Origin of the sequence: Bradyrhizobium liaoningense (assembly GCF_018130955.1) — a bacterium.
GTDB lineage: Bacteria > Pseudomonadota > Alphaproteobacteria > Rhizobiales > Xanthobacteraceae > Bradyrhizobium > Bradyrhizobium liaoningense_C.
On sequence record NZ_JAFCJM010000071.1, the window covers coordinates 21,754 to 32,500 of the forward strand.

Sequence of the window (10,747 nt, forward strand, 5' to 3'; positions counted from 1 at the left end):
CCACTTCTGTCACCACTAAAGAGGTGGGTTACGCCCAGCGGACTGCGCATCGCGCAGCCGCAGGGCTAACCCACCCTACCGAAGATCGACGAAGCTCACACCAGCGTCGGCTCTTCCACCGCGACCTGATCGCCGACACCGATGTCGCCGCCTTCAATCACCTCGCCATAGATGCCGCAGTCCATGTGGCCGAGGCGGCGCGAGAGTGTGGGTGGAATCTCGAGGTCGCGCTGCGCGGTCTCGGGGTCGACGTTGACGGCGGCGCAGCGGACGATGCGCTTGACGATTTTCAGCCGCGCCTTGCCGATCGCAAGCGTCTGGCCGACGAGGTCAAGCTCGTGCCAGGCCGGCCAGCCCTGGACGTAGAGATTGGCGCGGAAGCGAAGCGGATGGACGGCGACACCGCCGAGCATGCTCTCGATCGCGCGCACGCTGCCGAGGTTGATGATGGAGACGACCTTGCGGGCGACGTCCGAAAAGCTGTGGTCGCGGCCTGACAGCAGTTTTGGCGGTCCCTTCAGCTCGGGCTGAAAATTCGCGGCAAAATAGCGCTCGATCGCCGCGCGCCCCGCCGGGGTCTCGAGGTCGCCGGTGGCGACCACCTGGCCGTCCTTCCGGATCGTCAGCAGATTGGTGGCGTCCTCGAACCGGCTCTGCAGGCTTGCGAGCCGCTCGTTCCGCATCAGCATCAAGAACTGGGTTTTTGGCATCCATTGCGGCGCCTCGGGATCGAACCCGCTCGGGCCGTTCTCGATGGCGTAGCGGCGGTCGGCCGGGAGGGTCTGGCCGACCCTCAAGGCGACGCGGGGCAGGGGCTCTGGCGAAAGGCCCTTAACCGGGTAGCGGTAGAGGCCGGCGATCTCGGCAGTGGGGCTTGAAGTCATGCCGTTTCTTAAGGGATTCTGCCGGTATCCGCCAACGACCAGGCGTGAGGCCGGTCCGTGCACGAAATTGTGAAGGCACCTCTTCCGATCCGCGGGCACGCTTCCCACATCTGCCTCAGGCCGGCGCAACGCCGGTCGGCGACGACCGCTGCTGCTTGAGAAACGTCAATGCGGCTAGCGGAAACCCAATGAAGATGCCGTCCGGGGTGCCTGAGGGGCCCTGGGGGCAGGCCGAGGGACAACCAGAAATGAACATCGAAAAATACACCGAACGCTCCAGGGGCTTTATCCAGTCCGCGCAGTCGCTGGCGATGCGCGAGGGGCACCAGCAGTTTTCCACCCTGCACCTGTTGAAGGTGCTGCTGGACGACAATGAGGGGCTCGCCGCGGGTCTGATCGACCGCGCCGGCGGCAATTCCCGTGCAATTCTGAAAGCGACCGAAGAGGCCCTGAACAAGGTGCCCAAGGTCAGCGGCGGCGGTGCCGGGCAGATCTATCTCGCGCCCGAGCTCGCGCGCGCCTTCGACGCGTCTGAGAAGGCCGGCGAAAAGGCTGGCGACAGCTTTGTCACCGTCGAGCGCCTGCTGCTCGGGCTGACGCTGGAGAAATCCAGCGAGGCCGGCACCATCCTGAACAAGGGCGGCGTCACCGCGCAAAACCTCAACGCGGCGATCGAATCCCTGCGCAAGGGCCGCACCGCCGACAGTGCCACGGCCGAGAACGCCTATGATGCGCTGAAAAAATATGCCCGCGACCTGACCCAGGCCGCGCGCGACGGCAAGCTCGACCCGGTCATCGGCCGCGACGAGGAGATCCGCCGCACCATTCAAGTGCTGTCACGCCGCACCAAGAACAATCCCGTGCTGATCGGCGAACCCGGCGTCGGCAAGACCGCCATTGCGGAAGGCCTCGCGCTGCGCATCGTCAATGGCGACGTGCCCGAGAGCCTGAAGGACAAGAAGCTGTTGTCGCTCGATCTGGGCGCGCTGATTGCGGGTGCAAAATACCGCGGCGAGTTCGAGGAGCGGCTGAAGGCCGTGCTCCAGGAGGTCACCGCGAGCGAGGGCACCTTCATCCTGTTCATCGACGAGATGCACACGCTGATCGGCGCCGGCAAGGCCGACGGCGCGATGGACGCGTCCAATCTCTTGAAGCCGGCGCTGGCGCGCGGCGAGCTGCACTGCATCGGCGCGACCACGCTCGACGAGTACCAGAAGCATGTCGAGAAGGACGCCGCCTTGGCGCGGCGCTTCCAGCCGATCTTCGTCAGCGAGCCCTCGGTCGAGGACACCATCTCGATCCTGCGCGGGTTGAAGGACAAGTATGAGCAGCACCACGGCGTGCGGATCACCGATTCCGCGCTTGTTGCGTCCGCAACCCTGTCGAACCGCTACATCACCGACCGCTTCCTGCCGGACAAGGCCATCGACCTCATGGACGAGGCGGCGGCGCGGCTGAAGATGCAGGTCGATTCCAAGCCGGAAGAGCTCGACTCGCTCGACCGCGAAATCATCCGGCTCAAGATCGAGCAGGAGGCGCTGAAGAAGGAGAGCGATCTCGGCTCCAAGACGCGGCTGCAGGCGCTGGAGAAGGAGCTTGCCGACCTCGAGGAAAAATCGGCGGGGCTGACCGCGCGCTGGAGCGCGGAGAAGAACAAGCTCTCCAACGCCCAGAAGCTCAAGGCCGAGCTCGACGCACTTCGCGTGGAGCTCGCCAACGCGCAGCGGCGCGGCGAATTCCAGCGCGCCGGCGAGCTTGCCTATGGCAAGATCCCGGAGCTCGAGAGGAAGCTTGGCGAGATCGAGGCCAAGGAGAACGCCGGCGAGATGATGGAGGAGGCTGTCACGGCCAACCACATCGCGCAGGTGGTCTCGCGCTGGACCGGTGTGCCCGTCGACAAGATGCTCGAGGGCGAGAAGGAAAAGCTCCTCAAGATGGAGGAGCAACTCGGCAAGCGTGTCGTCGGCCAGGCTGAGGCCGTGCGTGCGGTCGCAACCGCCGTGCGCCGCTCGCGCGCGGGCCTGCAGGATCCGAACCGGCCGATGGGTTCGTTCATGTTCTTAGGCCCCACCGGCGTCGGCAAGACCGAGCTGACCAAGGCGCTCGCGGAGTACCTGTTCAACGACGAGACCGCGATGGTCCGCCTCGACATGTCCGAATACATGGAGAAGCACTCGGTCTCGCGGCTGATCGGTGCGCCTCCGGGCTATGTCGGTTATGACGAGGGCGGCGCGCTCACGGAAGCCGTGCGGCGCCGGCCCTACCAGGTCGTGCTATTCGACGAGATCGAGAAGGCGCACCCTGACGTCTTCAACGTGCTGTTGCAGGTGCTCGACGACGGCCGCCTCACCGACGGCCAGGGCCGCACCGTCGACTTCCGCAACACGCTGATCATCATGACCTCGAACCTCGGCTCGGAGTTTTTGGTGAACCAGCCGGAGGGCGAGGATACGTCCGCCGTGCGCGAGCAGGTGATGGGCATGGTGCGGACGCATTTCCGCCCCGAATTCCTCAACCGCGTCGACGAGATCATCCTGTTCCACCGCTTGCAGAAGAGCGAGATGGGCCGGATCGTCGAGATCCAGTTCGCGCGGCTGCAGAGGCTGCTCACCGATCGCAAGATCGCTCTCGCGCTGGATGCTGCTGGCCGCGACTGGTTGGCTGCCAAGGGCTGGGACCCGGCCTATGGCGCGCGTCCGTTGAAGCGGGTGATCCAGCGCTATCTGCAGGATCCGCTCGCCGAGATGATCCTGGCCGGCGACGTCAAGGACGGCGACAGCGTTGCGATCTCGTCCGAGGGTAACGTGCTGACCTTCAACGGCAAGGCGCCGCAGACGGCCGAAATTGCCCAGTTCGAGGCGCCGGTTCCGAAGCGCAAGCTGAACTGACGCTTTGCGTCCAACGCGAACGACAATGCCCCGGAGCGGCTTTGCTGCTCCGGGGCGAATTGTTTCGTGCATCAGCTAGTTTTCTGTCGGCGCAGGGCCCGGGGCCGGACCGTCCTCGTCACTGGCCTCGTCGATCTCGGAGAGGATGTCCACGAGCTCGCGGACGCGGCCATGGGCCAGCGGCCGCAGATCGTTGATCATGGGCTCGTCATTGGCGAGCCAGGCCTGCGCTTCCGCGAGCTCATCGACGGTTGCGCCGGTTCCGATGATCTGGGCAATGGTGACGTCGTCGGCTCGATCCACGGTCTTGATGACATCTTCGCGGGAGAGGCGCCTCATGGGTGATCCTCCTGCTGGTCGGCTTCCCGGAACTTAACTGGGAAGCCGCGAGCAGGTTCCCGCAGCGAGGTTCCGCTCCCGCGGAACGCTACCTCTTCGCCACCTTGTAAATCGCGTTCTCGAGGTCGGAGGTGAAGTAGATGACGCCGGTGGCGCCGACGGCCACGCCAGTCGGAATGTGGGTCGGCAGGCCGCCGGGCGCGCCCTGCAGGCCGATCGGTAGATTGGCCGCGATCTCGGTCACCTTGCCGTCGTCAGGCGCGATCTCGATCAGCCGCTTGGCGCCGACTTCGGCCACGATCAGCGTGCCGTTGCCGGTGCGGGCTATGCCCTCGGGCATCTTCAGATCCTTCGCAATCACGGTCTTTTCGCCGTTCTTGTCGACCCGGGACACCAGCCCCGCAAAAGCTTCGGTGACATAGACCTCGCCGCTCGTGCCGCCCACCAGCCCGACCGGGCCTTCGAGGTTGCCGATCAGGGGCGTGCGGTCTTTGACGTGCTCGCCGCTGACGCGGACCAGCGATTTGGTGCCGAGCTCGGCCACCAGCAGGCTGCCGTCCTCCAGCACGATCGCGTCATGCGGCGCCTTGAAGTCGTGCAGCATCTCACGCGTCGCGCCGGTCTTGCCGTCGATCACCTGCACGGTGCCGGTGAACCAGCTCGACAGCACCACGTCGTTGCCCTTTGCGGTGGCGCTCATCGGATATTCGAGCGTGGCGCCGGCGGCATGCATGCGCGCCTTCTCGCTCACCTCGCCGCTCGCGCCGTCGACGGTGCGATAGGCGAACACGTCGGCGACGTGAATCGTATCCTTGCCGTTGTCCGAGGTGACGCCGATGCCGCCAGGCAAAGCGAGCTTGCCGATGATGAGCTGCTTGGCCTGCCCGGTCGCTGGATCGACCTCCTGGATGCCATTGTCGGCCATGTTGGAGACGAAGATGCGGTCCTTGTCGTCGATCGCGAGGTTGTCCAGCGACGCCTTGAGTTGCGCGACCACGGTCTTGGCGCCGGATTTGGGATCGACCCGCACGAGCTGGCCGAGCGCGGTGTCGACCACAAAGAGATTGCCCTTGGAATCGAAGTTGACGGCGGCCGGGACCTTGAAGCCGTCGGCGACCACCGTCAGCTCGGCCTTGTCGACGTCGACTTTGGCGACCTGTCCCTTGAACCACAAGGGACCATAGAGCTTGTCGTCGGGACCGAACTCGAAACCGTTGAGGCCGCCCATCTTCTCCATGATCTGGCGCGGCGGCTTCACGCCCTCGACGTCGATCTCATACAGCGTGTCGCCGAGGAAGACGGTCGTGGCGTAGAGCCTGCCGTCCTTGCGGAAGGCGAGCGAGTTGATGCCGGGCAGGCCGGATGCGAGCTTCTTGATCGGGCCGTCGCCCTTGCGCGAATAGAGATCGCCGGAGAGGAAGCCGGTCCAGGCCATGGTGCCGTCGGGCGCGAAGGCGATGTCGTCGGCCATGCCGACGGGAGAGGGGATCGCAATCTTGGCGGTGCCGCCCGCCACGTCCACCTCGTAGAGCGCAGCGCCGGCAACGCTGCCGGCAAACAGATGGCCCGACTTGTCGACTGCGAGCCCGTGCACGCCGTGGAATGCAGAGCCGGGGACGAGCGGGGTCACCTGCCAGCTCTCGGCCAATGCGCTCGTGGTGGAGAAGATCGCAGCAACGACGGCTGCGCAGGCGAGCTTGTTCTTCATGACGTGACCTCCCTTTTTTGGGAAGTATTCGCCGCTCATGCGGGTTTGGCAAACGAAACTTGACGTTGTGCCGACGGGAAGTGCCGCCGCTTCACCGCGCGCTTTCAGGCGATGTTTATGCAGATGTCTGCTCGATGTCGGCGCGTTGCCGACCTGGAGGGCCGACCTATCGATTGCTGACTTGCAGCGGTCCGCCGGTCGCATCCGAGATGCGGGCGATGCCGCCGCCGCGGTTGCTCATCATCCCTTCCAGCCGGTCGCGCTCCTTCTCGAAGCCGGCCAGCATGGTGCCTTCCAGCGAGCGGCCGCGCGGCAGTTTTACGCGCATCGGATCGACGAAGCGGCCGTTGACGAGGATTTCGTAGTGCACGTGCGGGCCGGTCGACAGGCCGCTCGAGCCGACGAAGCCGATCACCTGGCCCTGACGCACCTTCTTGCCGATCTCCATGCCCTTCGCGAAGGCCGACATGTGACCATAGGCGGTCTCGTAGCCGTTGGAATGCTTGATGCGGATGTACTTGCCGTAGCCGCCTTCAGGCCCGGCCTTCTCGATCACGCCGTTGCCCGATGCGAAGATCGGCGTGCCGTAGGAGGTCGCCCAGTCGACGCCGGTGTGCATCTTCACATAGCCGAGGATCGGGTGGCGGCGGCCGCCGAAACCGGAGCGCATGATCGCGTTGTTGACGGGCTTGCGGACCAGGAATTTCTTCGCGCTCTTGCCGGTCTCGTCATAGTAGTCGACGACGCCGTCGTCGGGGCTCTGGAAGCGGTAGTATTTCTTGGTCTCGCCGCCGACGGTGAGCGAGGCGAACAGCACGTCGTTCTTTTCCGTCGCGGTCACGCCCTCGTCTTCACCGGCGTAGAAGACGTCGAAGGAATCGCCCGGCTGCACCTTGCGCTGGAAGTCAACGTCGTAGGAGTAGATCTTGATCATGTCGTCGATGACCGGCATCGGCACCTTGTTGCGCATCGCGGTCTCGTAAATGCTCTGGTAGAGCCGCACGCCGGTGCCGTCGTCGTCGTCATCGTCGTCGTTGGCGTTGTTCGCGGCCGTGTCAGTCGTGGTATTCATGCTGGATACGTCAACGGCGACATATTTGCCGAGATCCGACAGCGCCGCGATCGCCTCGACCATGGTTTCGTTGGCGACGACGACGCGGAACGGCTGGAGCCTGGCGCCGGGCGTGGCCGGGGCCATCAGGATGCGCAGCTTCTCGCCGTCCTTCAGGCCGCCGTCGCGGCCGCGGGGGCCGAGGGTGGCGGCGATTGCCTTGATCTCTTCCGGCGTGGCGCCGAGCTCGCGCAGCACGGAGGCGACCGTGTCGCCCTTCTTCACGACGTGCACGCGCTCGCCATTCGGATTGCCGCCGGTGATCTGGCCCTTGGTCTTCGGCAGCAGCGTGACATTTTCCGGCACCACGCGCGTCTCGAAGCCGGCATACGGGTCGGGTGTCGACGATTCCGTGGCATAGGCCATCTTCATGTCGGACGAGCCGGTCGCGCCGGAGACGTCGGCGGTCGCATTGGCAAGCGAGGCGTAACGGACGCCGGCGCCATTGCCGCGCCAGTTGGCGGCATCGCGCACCCGCATCAGGATGTCGTCGAGCGCCACGATGGCGGAGATTTTTGCCTTGGGCAGGACCGGCGTCAGGTCCTTGGTGACGAAGGAGACCTCGGCGTCGGGCTCGACGGCCTCGGGGTTGTTGGGATCGTCGGTGGCGGCCTGCGGCGCGGTGCCGACGTCGGTCAGCAGGCGCTGGGCGTTGAAGGGCGGGATCTTTGCCGAGAGGTCGCTCGTCGTCATCGACAGATTGCCGGCGATGCGGATGAAGGGGCGGACCCTCATCACGTCGCGGTTGCCGACGCGGGCGACGGTGGAGACGCGCACAACGTTGCGCGAGGCATTGGCTTCGCTGGGCGGCGGCAGGCGGTCGCTCTTGTGGAGCGTGGCGGCGCGGTCGCCGGCACCGAACGCGCCGCGCAGCGCGCCTTCGACGCGCTCGGGCACCTTGGCAAACGTCATTTCGCCGTCGAGAGAAGCGAAAACGGCGCCGCCGATGAGGGCTGCGCCGCAGAGTCCGGTCAGAATCGTGCCGCTGAACCATTGCACCGACACGCGACGGCGGTCGATCACGGCGGCTTCAGAACCATCGACGGAAAGCGGCGGCTCGTGCCCGAGATCGATGATCCCGGTCTCACGGCCGTAACCCCCGCGTGACGTCCTGTGGCTCAACCCAAGTCCCCCAAATCAGCGACATGCGGCAGAGACCTCGTTCGCGCCTTGCCGCCGTCGCCCTCTTCAAGGGGGATCGCCGGAAAAAGGCAAGCCGCGCAGACGCTCGGGAGTCAGAGGGCCGTGACTAGGGCCCGGCCGAGATCACGAACAGCTAAGCGGATGAAGGTCTCTCGATGTCTCTCGACGGTGTGTAGAAGGCGATGTGGTCATCGGTCGATCGCCTCCCCCTGATCGCTCAAAATCGCTGGCGGCCCCCACTGGCATCCAGCGATTCAAGTTCTGTGTCATACCAGAACGCCGCGGGATTGTGGCTCTAGTACGGCGCCTGAGCCGGAAAAAGTTTCACCGTCCGGCGGTATCTGGACGGGGGCTGGCAGCGATCTTGGCAGCGAACTTGGCAGCGATCCGGGTCAGGATCTCGGCGGTGATCCTGGCAGGCTCCTGGAACGCCAAAACCCTCGTCCGGAACCGCAAAGATTTTGAAAATTTTTTCACCGCCTCCGCCGATCTGCCGAGAAATGCACAGCCCCGTCCTCGCATAAGCTACGGAAATCACCGGAGTTTTTCCGCAGTGCAGCAGCTCTCGGGGCGTGCGACGATTTGTTGACAATGGCCGTTGACAACGCCGAGGGGGCGGGCCTATAACCCGACCACTGAGCGCGGCGCCGCCGGGTCACTGACCAAGGCGAGCGAACGCGCCACTGATGCTCCTCACCTTGTTGAGTGACACACCAACCGACTCAAATCGGTTGAGTCATTCATCGTCGGTAAGGGTGTCGGAACCCTTCCTCCCAGGAAGGTTGGGGCCTCCAAGGCCCCGGGCTGTTTGACAAGTGAAGATGAAGAAAGAGAAACGTGGACGGCGGAGTCCTTGCGGGTCTCGCTGATCGGAAGCTTCGGCTTTTGTGATCGAGACCGGACGAAAGACTTCGGCGGTACACGTTTCAAAGGTTACACCATCGTTGCCAGCGATGTGAATCGCGGGCAGCTCGTTGATTTCGGTCGACGAAAAATGGTGGGACCTCGTCAAACGTTGTGATCAGCCGGTTCAAAGTTCAAGTCCAACTTGAGAGTTTGATCCTGGCTCAGAGCGAACGCTGGCGGCAGGCTTAACACATGCAAGTCGAGCGGGCGTAGCAATACGTCAGCGGCAGACGGGTGAGTAACGCGTGGGAACGTACCTTTTGGTTCGGAACAACACAGGGAAACTTGTGCTAATACCGGATAAGCCCTTACGGGGAAAGATTTATCGCCGAAAGATCGGCCCGCGTCTGATTAGCTAGTTGGTAGGGTAATGGCCTACCAAGGCGACGATCAGTAGCTGGTCTGAGAGGATGATCAGCCACATTGGGACTGAGACACGGCCCAAACTCCTACGGGAGGCAGCAGTGGGGAATATTGGACAATGGGGGCAACCCTGATCCAGCCATGCCGCGTGAGTGATGAAGGCCCTAGGGTTGTAAAGCTCTTTTGTGCGGGAAGATAATGACGGTACCGCAAGAATAAGCCCCGGCTAACTTCGTGCCAGCAGCCGCGGTAATACGAAGGGGGCTAGCGTTGCTCGGAATCACTGGGCGTAAAGGGTGCGTAGGCGGGTCTTTAAGTCAGGGGTGAAATCCTGGAGCTCAACTCCAGAACTGCCTTTGATACTGAAGATCTTGAGTTCGGGAGAGGTGAGTGGAACTGCGAGTGTAGAGGTGAAATTCGTAGATATTCGCAAGAACACCAGTGGCGAAGGCGGCTCACTGGCCCGATACTGACGCTGAGGCACGAAAGCGTGGGGAGCAAACAGGATTAGATACCCTGGTAGTCCACGCCGTAAACGATGAATGCCAGCCGTTAGTGGGTTTACTCACTAGTGGCGCAGCTAACGCTTTAAGCATTCCGCCTGGGGAGTACGGTCGCAAGATTAAAACTCAAAGGAATTGACGGGGGCCCGCACAAGCGGTGGAGCATGTGGTTTAATTCGACGCAACGCGCAGAACCTTACCAGCCCTTGACATGTCCGGGACCGGTCGCAGAGATGTGACCCTCTCTTCGGAGCCCGGAACACAGGTGCTGCATGGCTGTCGTCAGCTCGTGTCGTGAGATGTTGGGTTAAGTCCCGCAACGAGCGCAACCCCCGTCCTTAGTTGCTACCATTTAGTTGAGCACTCTAAGGAGACTGCCGGTGATAAGCCGCGAGGAAGGTGGGGATGACGTCAAGTCCTCATGGCCCTTACGGGCTGGGCTACACACGTGCTACAATGGCGGTGACAATGGGATGCTAAGGGGCGACCCTTCGCAAATCTCAAAAAGCCGTCTCAGTTCGGATTGGGCTCTGCAACTCGAGCCCATGAAGTTGGAATCGCTAGTAATCGTGGATCAGCACGCCACGGTGAATACGTTCCCGGGCCTTGTACACACCGCCCGTCACACCATGGGAGTTGGTTTTACCTGAAGACGGTGCGCTAACCCGCAAGGGAGGCAGCCGGCCACGGTAGGGTCAGCGACTGGGGTGAAGTCGTAACAAGGTAGCCGTAGGGGAACCTGCGGCTGGATCACCTCCTTTCTAAGGATGGTCCTTCAGAGAGCTCACGCTCACTATCGGACCGTTTTAGAAACATCAGGGGCCAACAGATCGCCAGATCGTTGAGCTCCATTGGCGGGATTTCGCCGTCTTCGTTTCTCTTTCTTCGCGGACGAACACGCG

At 63.3% G+C, this 10,747-nt stretch carries 5 protein-coding genes and 1 rRNA gene; 2 read left to right on the top strand and 4 right to left on the bottom strand.

Annotation, left to right across the window (positions count from 1 at the left end; all coding sequences use genetic code 11):
- Window positions 1–95: 95 nt before the first annotated feature.
- Window positions 96–884 carry an MOSC domain-containing protein gene (locus JQ632_RS33740; protein ID WP_212407006.1) on the bottom strand — a complete coding sequence of 263 codons (789 nt, stop codon included), beginning with the start codon at window positions 882–884 and terminating at the stop codon, window positions 96–98.
- A gap of 248 nt (window positions 885–1,132) precedes the next feature.
- On the opposite strand from JQ632_RS33740, the gene clpB reads away from it, so the two are divergent.
- Window positions 1,133–3,772 (top strand): ATP-dependent chaperone ClpB, encoded by a 2,640-nt coding sequence (clpB, locus tag JQ632_RS33745; protein ID WP_212407008.1) that lies wholly within the window; start codon window positions 1,133–1,135, stop codon window positions 3,770–3,772.
- Between the two features lie 75 nt (window positions 3,773–3,847).
- Here the strand turns inward: clpB and JQ632_RS33750 are convergent, their stop codons facing one another.
- From JQ632_RS33750 to JQ632_RS33760, 3 genes are all read right to left on the bottom strand, one after another.
- On the bottom strand, window positions 3,848–4,111 hold the full coding sequence (locus JQ632_RS33750) for a hypothetical protein (protein WP_212407010.1): 264 nt from the start codon (window positions 4,109–4,111) through the stop codon (window positions 3,848–3,850).
- An 88-nt stretch (window positions 4,112–4,199) separates the two neighbouring features.
- Window positions 4,200–5,819 (bottom strand): SMP-30/gluconolactonase/LRE family protein, encoded by a 1,620-nt coding sequence (locus JQ632_RS33755; RefSeq protein ID WP_212407012.1) that lies wholly within the window; start codon window positions 5,817–5,819, stop codon window positions 4,200–4,202.
- Window positions 5,820–5,985: 166 nt separating this feature from the next.
- Window positions 5,986–8,052: a M23 family metallopeptidase gene (locus JQ632_RS33760; RefSeq protein WP_212407015.1), complete on the bottom strand. Its 2,067-nt coding sequence runs from the start codon at window positions 8,050–8,052 to the stop codon at window positions 5,986–5,988.
- A 1,065-nt stretch (window positions 8,053–9,117) separates the two neighbouring features.
- Between JQ632_RS33760 and JQ632_RS33765 the strand changes: the two genes are divergently transcribed.
- Window positions 9,118–10,606 (top strand): 16S ribosomal RNA (locus JQ632_RS33765).
- The last annotated feature ends 141 nt before the right edge of the window (window positions 10,607–10,747 follow it).

Coding starts and splice junctions, on each gene's coding strand:
- JQ632_RS33755 (WP_212407012.1), bottom strand. CDS start 5,819: ATGAAGAACAAGCTCGCCTGCGCAGCCGTCGTTGCTGCGATCTTCTCC.
- JQ632_RS33740 (WP_212407006.1), bottom strand. CDS start 884: ATGACTTCAAGCCCCACTGCCGAGATCGCCGGCCTCTACCGCTACCCG.
- clpB (WP_212407008.1), top strand. CDS start 1,133: ATGAACATCGAAAAATACACCGAACGCTCCAGGGGCTTTATCCAGTCC.
- JQ632_RS33750 (WP_212407010.1), bottom strand. CDS start 4,111: ATGAGGCGCCTCTCCCGCGAAGATGTCATCAAGACCGTGGATCGAGCC.